13 protein-coding genes and 1 tRNA gene are annotated in these 18,484 nt (G+C 57.1%); 6 read left to right on the top strand and 8 right to left on the bottom strand.

All coding sequences use genetic code 11. The annotated features are described in order from the left end of the window. Window positions 1–5: 5 nt before the first annotated feature. A complete protein-coding gene (locus ACR0BZ_RS11340; RefSeq protein ID WP_480920227.1) occupies window positions 6–3,281 on the bottom strand; it encodes an adenylate/guanylate cyclase domain-containing protein in 3,276 nt (1,091 codons plus the stop codon). Between the two features lie 96 nt (window positions 3,282–3,377). Next, window positions 3,378–4,283, bottom strand: coding sequence for a LysR family transcriptional regulator (locus tag ACR0BZ_RS11335; RefSeq protein WP_480832805.1), 906 nt, complete (start codon window positions 4,281–4,283; stop codon window positions 3,378–3,380). Window positions 4,284–4,386: 103 nt separating this feature from the next. Here ACR0BZ_RS11335 and ACR0BZ_RS11330 point away from each other — a divergent pair, with 103 nt between their 5' ends. From ACR0BZ_RS11330 to ACR0BZ_RS11310, 5 genes are read left to right on the top strand one after another with little or no spacing between them, the layout of a single operon-like run. Next, window positions 4,387–5,829, top strand: a complete 1,443-nt coding sequence (locus tag ACR0BZ_RS11330) for an aldehyde dehydrogenase family protein (protein ID WP_480488181.1) — start codon at window positions 4,387–4,389, stop codon at window positions 5,827–5,829. After that, window positions 5,829–6,803: a membrane dipeptidase gene (locus ACR0BZ_RS11325; RefSeq protein WP_480920226.1), complete on the top strand. Its 975-nt coding sequence runs from the start codon at window positions 5,829–5,831 to the stop codon at window positions 6,801–6,803. The genes ACR0BZ_RS11330 and ACR0BZ_RS11325 overlap by 1 nt, the downstream gene beginning before the upstream one ends. A gap of 4 nt (window positions 6,804–6,807) precedes the next feature. Further along, entirely contained in the window at window positions 6,808–8,496 is a 1,689-nt protein-coding gene (locus tag ACR0BZ_RS11320) for a hypothetical protein (protein ID WP_480483865.1), read from the top strand. Then, window positions 8,493–9,122, top strand: coding sequence for a DUF3726 domain-containing protein (locus ACR0BZ_RS11315; protein WP_480920225.1), 630 nt, complete (start codon window positions 8,493–8,495; stop codon window positions 9,120–9,122). Before ACR0BZ_RS11320 ends, ACR0BZ_RS11315 begins: the two co-directional genes overlap by 4 nt. 11 nt (window positions 9,123–9,133) lie before the next feature. Next, complete coding sequence (locus ACR0BZ_RS11310; RefSeq protein WP_480920224.1) at window positions 9,134–10,153, top strand: Ldh family oxidoreductase; 1,020 nt, start codon at window positions 9,134–9,136, stop codon at window positions 10,151–10,153. A gap of 41 nt (window positions 10,154–10,194) precedes the next feature. Here the strand turns inward: ACR0BZ_RS11310 and ACR0BZ_RS11305 are convergent, their stop codons facing one another. After that, window positions 10,195–11,502, bottom strand: a complete 1,308-nt coding sequence (locus tag ACR0BZ_RS11305) for an aminotransferase class I/II-fold pyridoxal phosphate-dependent enzyme (protein ID WP_480920223.1) — start codon at window positions 11,500–11,502, stop codon at window positions 10,195–10,197. A 96-nt stretch (window positions 11,503–11,598) separates the two neighbouring features. Here ACR0BZ_RS11305 and ACR0BZ_RS11300 point away from each other — a divergent pair, with 96 nt between their 5' ends. Beyond that, window positions 11,599–12,477, top strand: coding sequence for a LysR family transcriptional regulator (locus ACR0BZ_RS11300; RefSeq protein ID WP_480920222.1), 879 nt, complete (start codon window positions 11,599–11,601; stop codon window positions 12,475–12,477). A 261-nt stretch (window positions 12,478–12,738) separates the two neighbouring features. Here ACR0BZ_RS11300 and ACR0BZ_RS11295 read toward each other — a convergent pair whose 3' ends face one another. From ACR0BZ_RS11295 to ACR0BZ_RS11275, 5 genes are all read right to left on the bottom strand, one after another. Next, window positions 12,739–13,167, bottom strand: coding sequence for a phasin family protein (locus tag ACR0BZ_RS11295; RefSeq protein WP_480920221.1), 429 nt, complete (start codon window positions 13,165–13,167; stop codon window positions 12,739–12,741). Between the two features lie 143 nt (window positions 13,168–13,310). Next, on the bottom strand, window positions 13,311–14,435 hold the full coding sequence (locus tag ACR0BZ_RS11290) for an ABC transporter permease (protein ID WP_480920220.1): 1,125 nt from the start codon (window positions 14,433–14,435) through the stop codon (window positions 13,311–13,313). Next, the gene (gene rbbA, locus ACR0BZ_RS11285) at window positions 14,436–17,132 is read right to left on the bottom strand and encodes a ribosome-associated ATPase/putative transporter RbbA (RefSeq protein WP_480920219.1); all 2,697 of its coding nucleotides are present in this window, start codon (window positions 17,130–17,132) and stop codon (window positions 14,436–14,438) included. It lies immediately after the preceding gene. After that, complete coding sequence (locus tag ACR0BZ_RS11280) at window positions 17,129–18,124, bottom strand: HlyD family secretion protein (protein ID WP_480920218.1); 996 nt, start codon at window positions 18,122–18,124, stop codon at window positions 17,129–17,131. Before ACR0BZ_RS11280 ends, rbbA begins: the two co-directional genes overlap by 4 nt. 269 nt (window positions 18,125–18,393) lie before the next feature. After that, window positions 18,394–18,470, bottom strand: a tRNA-Met gene (locus tag ACR0BZ_RS11275). Window positions 18,471–18,484 lie beyond the last annotated feature (14 nt).

The raw sequence follows: 18,484 nt of genomic DNA, 5'->3' as shown, positions 1-18,484 counted from the left end.
GTCACCTAATCAGCCAGAAACCCCACTGAACCCAGAAGGGATTGCGTGATACCCATAGCGGCAAACTGCGTTGTCAGATCGGCATACCCCCCGTGTTGTATTGGCGGAGTGTTCTGCTGTCCGCTTTCAGCCAAAAGTCGTGTTTGACAAATGGATAAATCGACCATTGGCAAAGGCTCGGTAGTCGTGAAGGCTGCAAGCCCATCCGCATATTCAAGTGCTGCGTCCCAATCGCCGCGCGCCAGCATGACGGCGCAGGCGTCCGAGTAAAAGTGAAGGTGACTGTGACCCACACATCCCTCGGAAATGATCTCAGACCCCAGGTTCAACAAGCGCGTTTGCTCATCAGGGTTGGCCTCGGCCATTGCCAGGGCCGACAAAGCCTTGGGCCCTACAAAGTTCCGCCCATGTTCAAGCGCGATTTCAACCGCGCGACGACCTGTTTCCCGACCGTGGTCCAACTTTCCGGCATAAACCTGCGTTCGCGCCAGATGTTCAAGGGCCTGCGCCTCAAGGCGTTTTGCACCGACGCGTTCCGCAATTTCAGCTGAAACACTGAACGCTTCCAGCGCCTGATCAAGGTTGCCCAAAAAGGTCTCGGCCACGCCAAGGCAGGTCTGTGCAACGCATTCCGGAACAAAGGCAAAATACGTTTGCGAGACTTCGATGGCCTCAATGGCGTCCGCCTTGCCCTGTGCTACGTCCCCGGTGTAACTGCGCGCGACGCTGAGATTGTGCAGATTGGCGGCCAGATCGCGGACCAGCCCTTTTTCGCGCGCTCGTTCAACAGCTTGCATATAAAAGCCTGTCGCTGTCTTCATGGTGGCTTTCATGAAGTTTGCATCACCAAATCCGCTTAGCGCCCCAACCTCGAGGCGGGCAGATCCAAGTTTGCGGGCAAGCGTCAGGGCGCGTTCATTGGCGCTTAGCGCTTCCTTGTCCCGACCCAGAGGGAAAAAGACATTACCGCGCACATAATTGATCTGCGCCACATCCCGCTCTGACCCGCAACGCTCGGCGGCGGTTTCAGCCATATCGAGTGCCTCCAGCGCGTCCTGATACAGGCTGGCTTGCCGCGCAGCCTGCGCGAGCCCGATATGCGCGCGGCTGATTTGCTCATCGGTTTCGGCAACGCGAGCAGCTTCCTGAAATTCTCGCAGTGCGTCGCCAGACAGACCCTGAAGCCTGTGCGTTTCAGCCCGTGCGCAAAGCAGGTCGAACCGGACACCTGCAGGGGACGGCAGTTCCAGGGCGCGTTCGATCAATGGGCTGGCATCGTCGAATCTGAAGGCCTGGATCAGTTTGTCTGCCGCCTCCAGATACGCCTGCGCGGCGTTATTCGCCCCGGCCCGGTCCAGATGCTGTGCGCACAGGGTCGCATCGCGATCCTCGAACCACTTGGCGGCCTGCCTGTGCAGGCGCGCGCGCTCGGATTTGACCAACGTCGCATAGGATCCATCCCGGATCAGCGCGTGGGCGAACATGAGGTCAGGCCCCGCCTCTCGGACCAGCGCGGATCGGATCAGGCTGGTCGTATCCAGATGCCCTTCACCCAGAATAAAGTTCAGCACTTCTGCAGAGAACCGTTGCCCCAGTACCGATGCTGCCTGAATGGCGGAGCGGCTGGTTCGATCCAGTGCATCCAGTCGGGACTGAACGATCCCCTGAATACTGCCAGGCACGCTTTGCTGTGTAAGCACATCCGTATTGCGCAACAACTGCTCAAGAAACAGCGGATTGCCCCCGGCGCGTTTGACGCAGGTGTCCAGCAACTCGGGGTCGATGGCCGTGAATTCTTCGACCAACAGTCTGGCCTGTTCCTCGCCCATCGGCGCCAGTTCCATCTTGGATACCAGCGCGCCATCGGTTGCCATTTGCCAATCCCGGTCAATCGGGTCGCCTTCGGCCCGGCTGGTCATCATCAACACGCAAGGGATATCTCGCGTTGCCGCCGCAATATGAGAGCAGGTCATCAGGGTCTCGGGCGAAGCCCAGTGGATGTCCTCGATCTGGATCAGCAGGGGGGCTTCCTGGCTGTTGGCCGACAGCAACTCTTCAATGACCTGCCGCCGTCCGCGCAGGCGGGTCTTGTTGTCCATCACCGCAAACACCTCGGCCAGTCCCGAATCCTGCTCCAGCTCAAGCAGCGCATTGAGGTGCGCGGCGTTCGGCGGGCTGACCCAGCCCCTGGCGATTGCGTCCCTGGCCGCTGCGGCACCCGTTTCCGCGCCGTCTGATGGGTCAAGACCCAGAATGCTGCGGGCGACCATCTGAATGGCCGAATGCCCTTCGCGCGCGCCGAAATCCATTACGACACCGTTGTGGATCGTGTAGGACTGGCCGGATGCCAGCTCAGCGACTTGCTCGGACAAATGAGTTTTCCCGATCCCGGGCTCACCCAGGATCACATGGACTTCGCCCTTGCCGTGGCGCTTGCATCGGTCAAATGTGGCCGAAAACACCGACAATTCCCGCTCGCGCCCGATGAATTTGTGACGCCGTGTGCGAATGTTCCGGGCCAATCGATCCAGACGCCAAATTTCAACGGGATCATTCAGCCCTTTGATGGCCTTCACACCAATGGATTCGCCCACGAATAGCGGCCCCAACGCGCGCTGAATGTCGTGTGAAACCAGAGTCTCACCCCCCGCGGAAATATCCGTCAGGCGGGACGCCAGATTCACCCCGTCTCCTGTAACGGTGTATTCCGTATGCGACTGGCTTCCGGTCGTACTGGCAATGACTTGACCCGAGGAAATACCGATGTGGCAGGAAAGCGGCGGTGACAAGGTCGGCAGAGCTGCATGTATCTCGGCAGCAGCACGCGCGGCCCTTTCGGTATCATTGGTATGTGAAATCGGCGCTCCGAAAACGGCCATGACCGCATCACCGATATGCTTGTCTATACGACCACCATACTTTTCGACGACATTGTCCACTTTGCTGAAGAATTGATTCAGCAGCGCATGCAGATCTTCTGCATCCAATTCGCTGGATAGTTTCGTGAATGCGGTCAGATCGGCAAACATCACTGTAACCTGTCGGCGCGCGGGCTCGAGCTGCGCGGCAGGTTCAGGCTCTGCTGATGTTTGGCTGGCATCAATCTGTTCAATGGCGCGCAGTAGCCGCCGCCGATCACCGACGGCCGACACCCCGATTTCGATCAAATCCTCGGCCGTCAAATCAGGCAGGATGGAGAAATCGATTTTGTTGTCTGCGAAGGCCTGCGCGTACTCGTTTAATCCAATTGCGCTCAGCCAGCCCCTCAGGTCCTGAGACATGTTGCCCCTCTGAAGTCCCCCGCTTCATCCTGGAACCTAGCATGTGCACCGCTTCGAGTCTGCTAAAACCAAATTAATTTGTGATTTTGAGCAGGGTTAATCCGGTACTCGTTCTTGCACCAAGCCAGCATCTCCAAAACCGCTCGTCAGGATATACGAACAGCACGTCTGGGTGATCTCGCGGAAGCGGGCTCTTTCCCGACGGTAAAGATATACCTCTCGCTTGTCTGGCAAATCTGAAATCGGGCGAAAGGCGACCGCATCCGGGATGAATTGCGCGACGGTCTGCGGCAGGACCGTGATCCACTCGCCTGCCCTGACCGTTGTGATCAGCGAGTGCGTGTTGTGAATGGTGACCTCGGCCCGGTCCAGAATCTTTTTGAACGAGGAGGATTCAATAATGTCGCACAAGGCGTTTCGCACGAAGGGTGCCGCCATCAGGTCACAGATTTCGGGCGGTTTGGCCCGTGTCATAAGCGGATGATCGGATGCTGCAACCAGTCCAAAACGATCCTGAAAAAGCGGCTCGGCACTGACCCCATTCAGGGGATGATGGCCAGATGCAATGCCGATATCCGCCTTGTCCCCGGCGACGGCGTCCAGAACCTGTTGCGAATCCCCGTCTCGCAACTCGATCTTCAACCCCGGAAAGCGTGATGTCATATGTCCCAGCAAGGCGGGAAAGACCAAGGCCCCCACCGACGGCACGGATACGATACGGATCAACCCATGTTCCGCCTGCGCCGCCATTTCTATGTTCTGAACAGTTTGATCAAAATCGCGCACCTGTTTGAGAGCAAGGTCCAGAACCTGCTGACCCAGCGGCGACAGGTGATTTTTCCGTTCACCTTCAAACAGTTTCTTGCCCAGATGATCTTCAAACTGCTTCAGCATCATTGAGACGGCGGATTGTGTCCGACCCAGACGGCTGGCAGCCTCGGCAAGGTTTCCGGTTTGGGCCACGGTACAAAAACACCGCAGCATCTCGACTTTCATCGCCATACTTCAAACTTTCTGAAGTTTCCTAAAGTTATTTGAGTTTGACTGATGTTAGCCGAAAGTTCCATCCTGACCCAAATCGAAATTTGCGAATTTGGGGCCTGACGTGACCAAACTGAACCTGATTGCCGGCGAATGGCTGGCGGGCGAAAGCGAAATTGAAAACCGCAATCCTTCGGATCTAAGCGATCTGGTTGGCATGTTCACACAGGCCAGCGCCGATCAGCTTGAGGCGACGCTGGATCAGGCGCGCGTCGCGCAGGCCGAATGGGCTGCCTACGGGCTGGAGCGGAAACAGGCCGTCCTGAACGCCATCGGCAACGAGTTGATGGCCCGCGCCGAAGAACTGGGTACATTGCTCAGCCGCGAAGAAGGCAAGCCGCTGGCCGAAGGCAAGGGCGAGGTTTACCGCGCCGGTCAGTTCTTCACATATTACGCCGCCGAGTGTCTGCGCCAGATCGGTGAGAACGCCGATTCCGTGCGCCCCGATATCGAAGTGGATGTGCGCCGCGAAGCTGTTGGCGTAGTTGCGATCATCAGTCCGTGGAACTTCCCCACTGCAACCGCCTCGTGGAAGATTGCCCCGGCGCTGTGTTATGGCAACGCGGTGGTGTGGAAACCCGCCAACATCACCCCCGCCTCGGCTGTGGCCCTGACTGAAATCATCGAACGGCAGGATATTCCGAAAGGTCTGTTCAGCCTTGTGATGGGCTCGGGACGTTCGGTCGGGCAACGTCTGGTGGAAAGCCCCAAGGTCAATGCGATTTCCTTCACCGGGTCTGTGCCCGTGGGCAAAGGCATCGCCGCCGCGGCGATCCAGAACCTGACCAAGGTGCAAATGGAAATGGGGTCCAAAAACGCGCTGGCCGTGATGGACGACGCCGATCTGGATCTGGCCGTAACTCTGGCGCTGGGCGGGGCCTTTGGCGGTACCGGTCAAAAATGCACCGCCTCGTCGCGTCTGGTGGTTCACGCGGGCATCCACGATGCCTTTGTCGAGAAACTGGTTGCCGGTGCGCAGGCAATGAAGGTGGGTCACGCACTGGAAGCAGGCGTGCAGATGGGCCCCGTCGTCAGCCAGCAGCAGTTGAAAGAAAACCTCGCCTATGTCGACCTGGGCAAATCCGAAGGGGCTGAGCTGGCCTGTGGCGGTCAGCGCCTGGAGATGCCTCATGACGGGTTCTACATGTCGCCGGGCGTGTTCCTGAACACCACCAACGACATGCGCATCAACCGCGAAGAAATGTTTGCGCCCCTGACATCCGTCATCAAGGTCGGCAGCTATGATGAAGCGCTGAGCGTGGTCAACGACACCAATTTCGGCCTGACCTCGGGCATCGTGACCAAGTCGCTGGCCCGCGCCACCCATTTCCGCCGCAACGCACGCACCGGCGTGGTGACGGTTAACCTGCCCACCGCTGGCACCGATTACCACGTGCCTTTCGGTGGCCGGGGCGACAGCTCATATGGTCCACGCGAACAGGGTAAGGCAGCGGCTGAATTCTATACGACTGTCAAAACCGCCTATATCAGCGCAGGCCCCGTCTGATGCGGATCGACGGCCTGCAATATGCCAATTGGTCGGAGAAGATATTTCGCCAATTGCGCGAAGGGCGCGTGGACGCGATCCACGTCACCATCTCCTATCATGAGAATTTCCGAGAAACGGTTCTGAATTTCGAGAAATGGAACCGTTGGTTCGAGCAATATCCGGATCTGATCATGAAAGGGCGGTGGGCCGGCGATATCGACACGGCCCGTGAAACAGGCCGGACCGCCGTGTTTTTCGGGTTTCAGAACCCATCGCCCATCGAAGACGACATCGGGCTGGTTGAAATCCTGCACGATTTGGGCGCGCGGTTCATGCAACTGACCTATAACAACCAATCCCTGCTGGCGACCGGTTGTTATGAGGCCGAAGACACCGGCATCACCCGAATGGGCAAGCAGGTGATCAAAGAGATGAACCGCGTGGGCCTTGTGGTGGACATGAGCCATTCGGCTGACCGGTCCACAATCGAGGCGGCTGAACTCTCAGACCGGCCCATCGCAATCACGCATGCCAATCCGCACGATTGGTCCCCGGCCCTGCGCAACAAGCGAGATGATGTCATCCGCGCCGTGACTGAAAACGGTGGGATGCTGGGTTTTTCGGTCTACCCTCACCACCTGAAGGACAAGTCTGACTGCACGCTGGAAAGCTTTTGCGAGATGATCGCCCGCACTGCGGACAAATACGGGGCCGAACATCTGGGGATCGGCACTGACCTGTGCCAGGATCAGCCTGACAGTATCGTTGAATGGATGCGTGTGGGGCGGTGGACAAAAGAAATCGACTATGGCGAAGGCTCGGCCTCGGCTCCAGGGTTTCCACCAATGCCGGGCTGGTTTCAGGACAACCGAGACTTTGGAAACATCGAACAAGGGTTACGCGCGACCGGCCTGAACGATGACGAAGTGGCCGGGATCATGGGCAGGAACTGGTATCGGTTCTTTGCCGAGAACTTCGTCCCACAAAGGTAGCCAAATGGAACCACACGCGCAGACAGAGATCGCCAGACGTGACACCGCTACGGTCATGCGGCTGTCACGGCTGGGATCATTGCATCAATGCCGGCTCAGCTTTATGCGGCAACTGACACGCCGCATGGCCGATGAAAACTGGAGCTTCTCGCGACCTGCATTCGAAATTGACGACAAAGGTGTCGGCCATGCGGTCTATACCGCGCAAGGCCCCGATCGCGCCTATTCGCTGGTAGCATTTGCCCATGACCTGCCTGCCGATCAACGGTCAGACCGGGTTATTGCCGAAGCCTGGGACGCCACCTTTGCGCTGTTCGACGGTATCCCGACGCTAGAAGACATTGATCGGCTGTCGCGGAACGTGCCGCTGCAAGAGGCAGGGCGTGTTAGTGAAACCGAATTGTCACTGTCACGCGCCAACCGTTCCGTGCGACTCTGGGCTCATGTGGTGGATCGTCTGGCTGCGGGCCAACAACCGGACCTGGAACAGATTTATCAGGTCGGCTATCTGATGAGGACCACGGCTGTTTACGGGTCGGGCAAATTCGGCGCTGCGGATCGTGAGAAAACGGCGGACCGGGATGAGGTCAGCGGTCCCTTCCAGATCGAAATGCTGTCGGTGTACCTGACCCGGATTTTTGTACGCGATCTGGTGCAATATATGGCGCAGGTCAAAGGTGGGGATCAAACCGCCGAGCTTGATCCTGAAATCGCACGCTGGCTGGGCATCGGAAATTCCACAGGACTGGGAATGGCGCCGTTCATCGTGAACCATCCCGTTCTGTTCAACAACTGGATCATGGCGCGGGAAGAGGCCATCTCGCGCGTGCGGTCAATTAAGACAGCGACCGAAAAAGACGCGTGCGTCTTTCGCGACGTATTCGCGCGCAGCAAACAGTCAATCGCGTGGTGGCAATCCGAACATCCGATACAGGTGGAAAAACTGGCGGCACTGAAGGACGACCTGAATTCGATCGACGTATTTCTGGCTACAGACGACCTGACACGAGACCATCCGTGGGATCGCATGATCCGATGGTCGGAAACCGCGCTCAGCGAAGAAGGCCAGGAGTTGCTGGCCTCGCTGATCCTTGAGCCTTACGGAGATGTCGTGGATGGGCTGTCCAGCTGCATGGCGGACACAAACACGGCTGCACAGGTTATTGATGGAACAATGCCGGTGTCAGGGGTGCGTACCTTGATCCGGAACAGTTTTGACTGGGCGCTGGATCTTGATTGGAGTGATCCGAAAAACTGCGCGCGCGCCTGGTACGTTTCCGAAGAGAAACTTGAACCCCGACTGGGTGAACGGTTTGAAGAACCAATTGCAGACTATGAACAACCGCTCGCGCCCGCGCGTGATGCGGCGATGGCTTTCAGGGCTCTGCAAGACTGGCCGGATGATGCGCCGATAGCAGAATTTCTTTTGCGCCACCCCGAGCACCGCCACACCGTGCGCCGCGCCCAAATCAGCCGTATCGCGCCATATGGTGAGATTCATGACAACACAATCGGCGCGAAAGTGATGCCCATCGATATGTTGCGCGCAAAGCTGTCCTTCTTTGGCGCGACGCATTTCGACCCTCGTTCAGATCGCTGGGTCCGCATCTGCATGTATGCCGGCGCCCCCTACCCTGATGAGCTAAATACCGCAAACTCAGATTTGTGGGTTTATCCGGAGGTTGCACAATGACTTTTTCATTGAACGAAGTCGAAGCAACCGCCAAACGTGCAACCCGCGGGGCCGGATATGCCTGGGGCGTGGCGGAAGAGGCTGCAAAGGCCACCCGTTGGCTAAGCGCCCAAGGGTTCGACGGGCCCGCTATTCTGGCCCAACTGCTCAAACGTGAATATGCGCCCTGTCTGGAACGCCACATTCCTGTGCTTCCGAACGGAGTATGGGTTGGCGAACAAGACCTGTGCCCCCTGATGACCGGAGCTGTGATATCGGATTCCCCGGCCGTCCTGTCCCAAGGCACCATTGCGATTTCAAATCTCGCAGCACCGCTGCTGTTGCTGCCCTTTGTCGCTGCGGGGGCCAAAAAGCTGGGAAAGACAGTAAAAGTCACCTTCGACGGGTATTCTGCGACAACTGATGGTGTTCATCTAAGCTGTGCAGACAGCAATTTGGACCGCGCTGATCATGTTGAGATAACCGAGGGCGACCACATTCAATACGGTCGCCCCCTGCTAAGCCGTGCCGCCCCAAATGCAGAGGCGTGGCAGATCCTCAACTCCATGGCGCACCGTACATATGCCCCTGCAACTGAAGAATCCCGACTGCTTGGCGCTGGTTCCGGCCTGTCGGACAATGACTGAAGGATCATCAGATGACCGAGACCCAAACCCTGTCGCTTGCCGAAATCGAAAAGCTGTCCTTCACCGCGTTGGTTGCCGCTGGCACAAGTGAAGAAAGCGCGCGCCCTCTGGCCGTGGCCACTGCGGCAACCGAAGCGGATGGGGTGGCCAGCCATGGTCTGGCTTACATTCCGATTTACTGTGAACATGTACAATGCGGTAAAGTCGACGGTCAGGCAGTACCGGCGCTGGAAACCCCGCGCCCCGGCCTTATCCGCGTAGACGCTGCGACCGGGTTCGCACATGCAGCCATTGAAATGGGCTTCGAAGCATTGATCCCGGCGGCTCGTGAACAGGGCATCGCGGCCCTTGCGATCACCAACAGCTACAATTGCGGTGTGTTGGGTTATCACACGTATCGACTGGCGCAGGCGGGTCTGGTTGGTCTTGGATTCACCAATGCACCAGCATCCATTGCACCTTCGGGTGGATCGAAGCCCGTTGTCGGCACCAACCCGTTCTCTGTTGCGGTGCCGGGCCCAGACGGGCAACCCGCCTTGCTGATTGATCAGAGCGCCAGCACCATCGCCAAAAGCGAAGTGATGAAACACGCCAGAGAAGGCAAGGCCATCCCGGTCGGCTGGGCACTGGACCCGGACGGAAACCCGACAACAGACCCGAATGTCGGTCTGAAAGGAAGCATGGCCCCATCCGGCGGGTACAAAGGTGTGGGTATCGCTTTGCTGACTGAAATCATGGCGGCGGCTTTGACAGGATCTACTCTTGGGCTGCATGCCTCTCCGTTCTCGGGAACGGTCGGGGGTCCACCGAAAACCGGGCAGTTCTTCATCGCTATTGACCCTGCGGTTTCGTCAAATGGACTGTTTTCAACCGCAATATCGGATCTGGTCGCGTCGATCAGAGATCAGGACGGCGCGCACCTGCCCGGAGATGGGCGCCGTGCATGTCGCCTTGCCGCAGGTCAAAAAGGTGTCGCCGTCAACACTGCTACATTGGCCAGAATTGACGCGATAATTCAGGAAAACAGTTAAGAGCAGCCACCAGACCGGGCGGATGTGGTGGCCGCTTGCGCCTAGTTCACGAAATGCAGCGTGTCGAATTCACTACGCCAGGCAGAGACTTCCGAAGCGACAGGCGCGTCGTCCAGTCCTCGCCTGATCAAATCGGCGAGGCGATCAGCATCTCGAGAGGTCATGCCCCAGCGAACCAATTCAGGAGTGCCAATCCGCAACCCGTTCAAGTCCCCTTCAACCGGCTTGACAGGCATTCCGATGCCGCACGCAAGAAACCCGCTTTCGCGAAGCTTCTTCGATGCCGCCTGCCCTCCGCCATAGGGCTCTGCCAGAACCGCGAACTGATGCGAATTGGTGAAGCCTTCCGCACCCTCAAAGACGCGAACACCCTGCGCATCCAACGCTGCGGCCAGTGCTTTTGACAATGCGATCATCTCGTTCGCGTACGCCTGACCAAAGTCTTTCCAATCCAGCATGGTAACCGCAAGAGCGGCCGTTTTGGCGGCATCGAAATTGGCTGTCATCCCGGGAAAAGCAATAGCATCCAATGATTTGGCAATGTCGACATCATTCGACACGATCAATCCACCTGCTGGTCCACCAAGGCTTTTATAGGTGCTCATGGTCATGAAATGCGCGCCCTCGTTCAACGGGTTCGACCAGGCACGCCCCGCGATTATCCCGCACTGATGCGCGGCGTCGAACATGACTTTCGCGTCAACTTCGTCCGCAATGGCCCGCACCTCGGCAACAGGGTGTTCAAAAAGGTTCAGACTTCCGCCGATCGTGATCAGCTTGGGGCGCTCAGCCCGCGCCAGGTCGCGCAGTTGGTCCAGATCGACTGTGTAGCCATTTGTGTTAACCGGTGCCTCGATCGTGCGCAGCCCGAACAGCCCTGCACAGCCCGCAGTATGATGGGTCACATGGCCGCCGATCATTGCGGGTGGCGCAATGATTGTATCACCCGGCTTACAGGTCGCCATGAAGCCATAAAGATTTGCAATTGCGCCCGACGGCACACGAACCTCTGCAAATCGGGCATCAAAGACCTCTGCACAAAGCTCGGCCGCGATGACTTCGATTTCTTCGATTGCTTCCAGCCCCATTTCATATTTGTCACCGGGATAGCCCAGCGAAGGCCGCGACCCGATGCCCGACGACAAAAGCGCCTCGGCCTTGGGGTTCATGACATTGGTCGCGGGATTGAGGTTGAAACACTCTTTCTCGTGAATGCGGCGGTTTTCCTCTGCCAGATGCGCGATCTGGTCCAATAGATCGCCGGACGATGCTGATGCTGTCTTTGTCGCGATATTCTGAACCAGCGTTTCGCTAGCGGCGGGCACCCAGTCTCTATGTGCAAGTGTCATCTGACATCCTCCTGTTTCGTCCACTGTGACTGCTGCTGCGTGACTTCGCAAAGCAGATTTGTTATTTCTTGGCGTAGAAAAACTAAGGCTAAGGTGATGAGCGTTTCCCCAAAGCGTCCCAAAGGGCCCCCACTGAACGCAATGCGCGCTTTTGAGGCGGCGGCGCGCAACACCAGCTTTGTCGCCGCGGCTGAAGAGTTGAACGTCACACCGGGTGCAATCTCGCAACACGTCAAAACGCTGGAAGGCTGGGCCGGTGCAGCACTTTTCCGGCGCAACGCGCAAGGCGTAGAACTCACACCCGAGGGGCAGTCGCTTGTCGCTGAATTCACCAGGGCTTTTGACCAATTGGCCGACGCGGCCCGTGCGCTGCGCAACCTTAAACCCAATGCAGATTTTCATATCGCTGCTTTACCGGCCATTGCTCAGCTCTGGCTTCCCAAAAGGCTGCGCCAGATCCGATCTCAATTTCCTGACATCAGTTTTTCAGTCACTGCGCTGGAAGCGCCGCCGAGCCTTGGGCGCGAACTGTTCGACCTGTCAATCTTCTTCGCTCCACCGGACGGCACGGCCAATCAGGTGGTCGTTTGCCCGGACGAGATCGTGCCGGTTTGCGCCCCGGCGCTTAAGGACCAAGTTTGCCGCGCAAACGGTTTTCTGGGCGTACCGTTGCTGCACGATCTGGTGTGGAACGAAGATTGGACCAAATGGACCCAACACTCTGGCTATGACCTGCATAGTGCCAAGGGCGGTGCTCAATTCTCCCTCTACAGTCTGGCCGTAGAGGAGGCGAAGGCGGGCGCAGGAATACTGATGGGGCACCTGTGCCTGATCGAAGACGCCTTGGCCACAGGCGAGCTGACAGCTGCGCACACCAAATTGTTCCGCACCGACCGATCTCTGGTTATCCAAATGCCACAACGAACCCGCAGGAGACCAGAAACGGACCAGATTATCGCTTGTTTGTCCCGTTGACCCAAATTGTCCCAGACCCCAGCGCGGGATAGGTGGGAACTGAAAGGGGGGCGAAAGATTGCCCAAAACACCGGGCACTTATTCTCGTCAAACTCGAACGCTTGGTCCCAACTTTGCATGTTCAATCATGTTTGGACACACACGAAAAACTGTCAGAGCGCTTCCGCAATCGTGGCCACTCGGTTTAGCCAGCGACACATGGAGGGTCACAGTGCACCGCGCCCGTCGAAGAAAGGCTGCGTCAAACGGGTTTAGTCGGTCTCAGCTTTTGGCTTTGCCTGCGACCTTGGAGGCAGCTTCCATGTTTTCGCCGATGATGTCTGCTTCTGTTTCGCTTACGTATTTTGCGCAGCGCGACACCATTTCGAACCATTCACGTGCGTCTTCCACCATTCGTTCCATGGAATGGCGTTGCCATTCGGCGACGGCTTGCATCGTTTTGCTTGGATCTGGGTTGTCGCCAAACGTAGCTTCCCGGGCAGTTTGCAGCGCGGTGCGTGCAGCCTCATGGCGGCGCTTGAACCAGAGGCGGGAGTATTCCTCCGCCTCGCTCAGCAGGTGGTCCTGCGCTTTCCAAAACTGCTCGATCTGCGGCGTCACCGCGGAGTTCATGGACATCATGCCCTGCATGGATTTCAACACGTCGGTAAGGGCTTCCTGTGTCTCGATTTCGGCTGATTTTGTGGGCATGTGAACTCTCCCTGGAAAAGAAGACGGTGATTAATTTTACCACACCCAGAGGTGCACTCACATTAACCGAGATCAAATTCACTGGGTAATTCGCGCCGTCGTTTCACAATACGCCCGTCCACAACATACACGGTCGGTTGATATCAACTCATCTGGGCGACTGACCGTCTGAACATAACCAGACTTGTCATCAACAGGGCCAGACCCAACACAGCCATCCAAACGAATTCCGGCCAGACCGTTTCGATTCCAGCACCTTTGAAAACAATTGCTTGGCTGGCTGACATATAGTGGCGCGATGGCAGAAACAGCGTTCCGGCTTGCAACCAGCCTGGTTGCCCCTCGACGGGTGTTTCTCCTCCGGACAGCATCAGCATTGGCAGGACAATCAGCATGACCAGAAGCGCAAATTGCGCCATTGAGCGCGCGATCGTCGCCAGAAATACCCCAAGCGCCGTAGCTGTAAACAGAAAAAGTGCGGTTCCAAATAGGAACAGTGTCTTTGATCCGGCGATACGAATGTCCAACGAACCCTGCATGACAAAAGTCAGCGATAACCCCGCGGCGATCAGAACAACGGCCGCATTGGCCCAGATTTTGGCCATCGCAATGTCGAGCGGAGTTAGCGGCATGGCGAGCAGATGCTCAATTGTTCCATGCTCTCTCTCCCGGATCATGGCAGCGCCGGTCAGGATGGTCGTGAGCCACATGATCTGACCGATCAGCGCAACGATGCCCGCAAAACGCACCGTATCTCTGTTTGGGTTGAAGGCACTTCTCAGAATGACATTGATTGCGGGAGGATCTACGAGGTCGACACCAACTGCAAAGCGATGGATTTCAGCGCTCAATATATTGGTGATGTAATTGGCGCCAATACCTGCCTGCTCCATAGCCGTGGCGTCTATCAGAACCTGTATCTCTGGTGTGCTTCTGGCACGCAGGTCTTTTTCAAAACCTGGAGGAATGGCAACGATGAAGATAAACCGCCCGGCATCCATGTGCGCTGGACCGGTCCCCGGTTCAATTTGCACGACCGGTTGAAACTCCGGTGGGAAAAACGCAGTGGCAAGGGTGCGCGATAATAGAGAGTTATCCTCATCTGCAAATGCGATTGAGGCGTTATTCACCGAGCTTGCAACGCCTGTTGCTTCCATGATCGGAGCCAGCGTGAATGACCAGACCAGCAAGGCCATCATCACCCAATCGCGGCGCAGGCTCATCATTTCCTTCAACCCCAGCCAGAATATGCAAAAAAGGCGCTGCATTCACTTCTCCTGCGCGCGCAGGCAAAGGGCGGCGGCGAGTGTCAGCACTGGACCGAAACAGGCAAGCGCAAGAATGTCCGGGGCAAGTGATTCCCACCCTAAGCCCTTGGTGAACGCGCCGACGTTCAGGTGCAGAAAATAGGAAGATGGCCAGAGCGAGCCGATGAACTGAGCCCCCCCTTCCAAAGTGGAAACGGGCTGCAACAGGCCCGAGAACTGGATGGTCGGCACAACCGAGGCGATGGCTGTCGCAAATGTCGCTGCCACTTGGCTGGATGTCATTGTGGCAATCAGCAATCCATAGGACGTCGTTGCCCAGATATACAAAAACGCACCAACCGCTAGCGGAATGGGATCGCCTTTGAGCGGCACACCGAAGACGAAAATGGTCATCGCTGCCAGCAAAAGAAAGTTTGCAAAAGCAATTGCAATATAGGGAATTTGCTTACCAATCAGGAATTCGAGCCGGGTTGTCGGTGTTACGTAGAAATTCACCACAGATCCCAGCTCACGCTCACGCGCGACACTGACCGCCGTCAAGACGGCCGGCAACATGATAAGCAAAATCGCCGGCATGGCCGGGGCCATTGCTGCAATGCTTTCAAAACTCTGATTGTAGCGAAATCGCGGTTCTATCCGGGCAATCTCGAAGTCCCGTTGCCCCGTCTTTCGGGCGTGTTCGTCCAGAAAGGACTGATGCAGTCCCGCGACATATCCTTCAACGGTCTCGCCTTTAAACGGAATGGCACCATCGACTGTCGCGAGGACCTGTGTCGGCTCGCCTGTGCGCAGCTTACGACCGAAGTTCGGTGGCAACTCTAAGACCAGTGAAACGTCTCCTGCCTGGAGCCGGTTGTGGCCTTCCATAGCGCTTTCCAATGGCGGCGTGGGTTTGAAATAGGACGACCCCGCGAACTCAGTTGCATAGGCACGGCTCTCAGGACCCTGAGAAAGGTCTAGAACGGCAAAGTCCAGTTCATCAATGTCAAGCGTGATGCCAAAGCAGAAAACCAACATCAAAATGGCTGACCCAAGAAACGCGAAGGCAAGGCGCACAGGATCGCGCGCCACCTCGACGGCCTCGCGTCGCGTATAGGCCAGTGCGCGCCCGACACTGCCACCGACGTGTTTGGAATTGGTGGCCAAATCAACTCTCGGTGCTTCAACCGGCGCCGGTCTTTCTGCCGCCTCCAGAATTGAGATGAACGCAGCCTCAAGGCTGTCGGCGCTTTCAGCGGCGATCAGTTCGGCTGGTGTGCCTTCTGCCAAGACCTGGCCTGCGTGCATGAACGAAACACGGTCACATCGTTCTGCTTCTGCCATGAAATGGGTGGAGACAAAGATCGTTACCGCGTCTTGTCGGGACAACTCGACGAGCAAGGCCCAAAACGTATCTCGCGCCTCTGGGTCCACTCCGGATGTCGGCTCATCCAGTATTAGCACACGCGGGCGATGGATGATCGCAACCGCCAGCGACAGGCGCTGTTTGATCCCAAGGGGCAGGGCGGCCGCAAGGGTATCACGATGCGTGCCGAGTCCGAATCGTTCCGTCAGTTCCGAAATGCGCGCGTCGCGGTCAGGGATTGCGAAAATCCGGGCGTGCAACTGAAGGTTCTGATACACTGACAATTCACCGTACAATGAAAACGCCTGGCTCATGTACCCAATCTCGCGGCGCACCTTTCGATCCCTGGCGTCAACGGGTTTGCCGAATAACAATGCCTCGCCTGAGCTTGCAGGCAGCAAACCGGTCAACATTTTCATCGTCGTGGATTTTCCGCATCCGTTTGATCCCAGAAACCCGAAAATCTCTCCGCGATTGATCGAGAAATCAACGTTGTTCACGGCGATGAAATCGCCAAAGCGCCGTGTCAGCCCGCGTGCAGTAATCACGGGATCCGTTTTGATCTGTCGAACGATTGATTGACCCGGCGCTGAACCAGATGCCTCGTCTGCCCGCAAGCGTCGGTACGCAGTTTCGAAGTCCTTATCGGCACGCTTCAATTCGGCGGGTTTACCCTGAAAGATGACGCGACCTGCGTCCATCGCGACGATCCAGTCAAAGCCTTCGGCCTCCTCCATATAGGCTGTAGACACAAGGACAGAGAGCTTGGGGTTTTCCGTTCGGATAGCGTCGATCAATGCCCAGAATTGTCGACGCGACAACGGATCAACCCCGGTTGTTGGCTCATCCAGAACCAGGAGTTTGGGGTCATGAATCAACGCACAGCACAGGCCAAGCTTCTGTTTCATTCCACCAGAAAGCCTGCCCATCAGGCGATCCTCAAATGGTGCAAGCGCGGTCGCTGTCAGCAATGCGGTGATCCGGGCGTCACGCTCGTCGTGCCCCTGTCCGAAAAGGCCCGAGAAGAACTCCAAATTTTCGCGTACCGACAGTTCCGAATAGAGATTCCGACCCAAACCTTGCGGCATGAATGCGATCGCAGGGCATATGCGTCTACGATGAGTGGGCTCATCAATCGCTCCGCCCAGAACGTCGATTGATCCGGATTGAAGCTTCTTTGCACCGGTGATCAACCCAAGCAATGTGGACTTGCCCACCCCGTCTGGGCCAATGAAGCCGACAAGCTGTCCGGTTGGAAGGTCCAAGGTTACAGAGTTCAACGCGATGTGTTTTCGATACCTGTGTGTAACACCGGCAATTCGAAACTCTGACGAGGCGACTGTGGCATTCATTCGAACAGCTCTTGCGGGATGGGCTGTTCAAGCGCCTCGGGCCATGCGCTGGTGGGATCGATCCGAATCACGGCAATGCCGCGCAGGCCCGTTTTTACGTGTTCAATCCGGCTTTCAACCAGGTCTTGGGGGATACGAACGCGGACACGAAAGACCAGTTGCTCGCGTTCATCCAGAGTCTCGACTTGTTTGGGCGTGAATTGCGCTTCGGGAGAAACAAAGCTGACATATGCAGGTGTGGCGTATTCGGGTAAAGCATCAAGCACGATGCGAGCTTCGGCTCCAATCGGCAACAGCCCGGCTTCCCGAGCAGGAAGGAAAACTTCCATATACACGTTCTCGAGACTGAGAAGGGTCAGGATCGGTTCACCCGCTCCGACGACCTCGCCCGGCTCTGCCAATCGATAAAGAACGCGACCCGGCATTGGTGCCAACAAGGAACTGTCTTCGATTTGCGCCTCAATCCTGCGCACCTCGGCTTCTGCAGCGGCAATCCGGCTTTCTGCGGTTGCAACTCGGGCATTGGCGGCACCCAACACAGCAGACGCAACTTGGTGGATGGTTTCACGTTCCTCAAAAACTGTCTTAGAGATATTGTTCCCGGTCAGAAGCGCTGTAGCACGTTCAAGTTCCTGCGCCGCCCGACGTTGCTCACTTTGGCGTTGCAGAACCAAGGCTTCAGCTTCTGCTTTTGTCTGGCGCGCCAAGGCTACCTCGGCTTTTGCCCGGTCCAGCGCTGCAGACAGTTCATCTATGTCCATCCTGGCAAGTACATCACCGGCGGCGACCATGCCGCCTTCAGGTGCCAGAACTTTGGCAACACGCCCGGCGATCGTTGGCGCAATTTCAACCTGCTCTGCCTCAATCCTTCCATTACCCTGTACGAAGCCACTCGGCAATTGATCACCGTCTTGGTAGATGACGGAGTAAATAACCGCGCCAGCAACCACGATGACTACCAGAGCCAAAAAGATGGGTGAACTCTTCTTCATAGCTTTTGCCAGGTCGTTGAATGCGACGGTCAGTCTAGTGCCTGGCAGGATTGGGGACTTTGCGATGGATCAAGCGTTTCCAAAGCATGTTTGGGGGAATGGACGTGTCCTGTTTTCGTGCCGCCCCAGGTGCTCGTTCAGCCTCTGTTGCGCATTCATCACAGGGTGAATTGCGTCCCTAATGCTTCCAGAGTGCTTCGAGTTGAGTTGGTGCGAACGCAGAAAGCGCCCCTTTGGGCGCTAAGTGTTTGATATCTGACTGGAAGTATTGGTTGCGGGAGCAGGATTTGAACCTGCGACCTTCAGGTTATGAGCCTGACGAGCTACCGGGCTGCTCCATCCCGCGTCAGAGTCAGATTT

It is taken from the genome of Ruegeria sp. P8, from assembly GCF_056534665.1.
This window is presented reverse-complemented; position numbering and strand designations above follow the sequence as displayed.

What these genes read in the sequence shown, in the direction of transcription:
- ACR0BZ_RS11315 (WP_480920225.1), top strand. Translation starts at nt 8,493, where the DNA reads ATGACTTTTTCATTGAACGAAGTCGAAGCAACCGCCAAACGTGCAACC.
- ACR0BZ_RS11290 (WP_480920220.1), bottom strand. Translation starts at nt 14,435, where the DNA reads ATGCAGCGCCTTTTTTGCATATTCTGGCTGGGGTTGAAGGAAATGATG.
- ACR0BZ_RS11320 (WP_480483865.1), top strand. Translation starts at nt 6,808, where the DNA reads ATGGAACCACACGCGCAGACAGAGATCGCCAGACGTGACACCGCTACG.
- ACR0BZ_RS11310 (WP_480920224.1), top strand. Translation starts at nt 9,134, where the DNA reads ATGACCGAGACCCAAACCCTGTCGCTTGCCGAAATCGAAAAGCTGTCC.
- ACR0BZ_RS11295 (WP_480920221.1), bottom strand. Translation starts at nt 13,167, where the DNA reads ATGCCCACAAAATCAGCCGAAATCGAGACACAGGAAGCCCTTACCGAC.
- ACR0BZ_RS11305 (WP_480920223.1), bottom strand. Translation starts at nt 11,502, where the DNA reads ATGACACTTGCACATAGAGACTGGGTGCCCGCCGCTAGCGAAACGCTG.
- ACR0BZ_RS11335 (WP_480832805.1), bottom strand. Translation starts at nt 4,283, where the DNA reads ATGGCGATGAAAGTCGAGATGCTGCGGTGTTTTTGTACCGTGGCCCAA.
- ACR0BZ_RS11340 (WP_480920227.1), bottom strand. Translation starts at nt 3,281, where the DNA reads ATGTCTCAGGACCTGAGGGGCTGGCTGAGCGCAATTGGATTAAACGAG.
- ACR0BZ_RS11325 (WP_480920226.1), top strand. Translation starts at nt 5,829, where the DNA reads ATGCGGATCGACGGCCTGCAATATGCCAATTGGTCGGAGAAGATATTT.
- ACR0BZ_RS11300 (WP_480920222.1), top strand. Translation starts at nt 11,599, where the DNA reads ATGAGCGTTTCCCCAAAGCGTCCCAAAGGGCCCCCACTGAACGCAATG.
- rbbA (WP_480920219.1), bottom strand. Translation starts at nt 17,132, where the DNA reads ATGAATGCCACAGTCGCCTCGTCAGAGTTTCGAATTGCCGGTGTTACA.
- ACR0BZ_RS11280 (WP_480920218.1), bottom strand. Translation starts at nt 18,124, where the DNA reads ATGAAGAAGAGTTCACCCATCTTTTTGGCTCTGGTAGTCATCGTGGTT.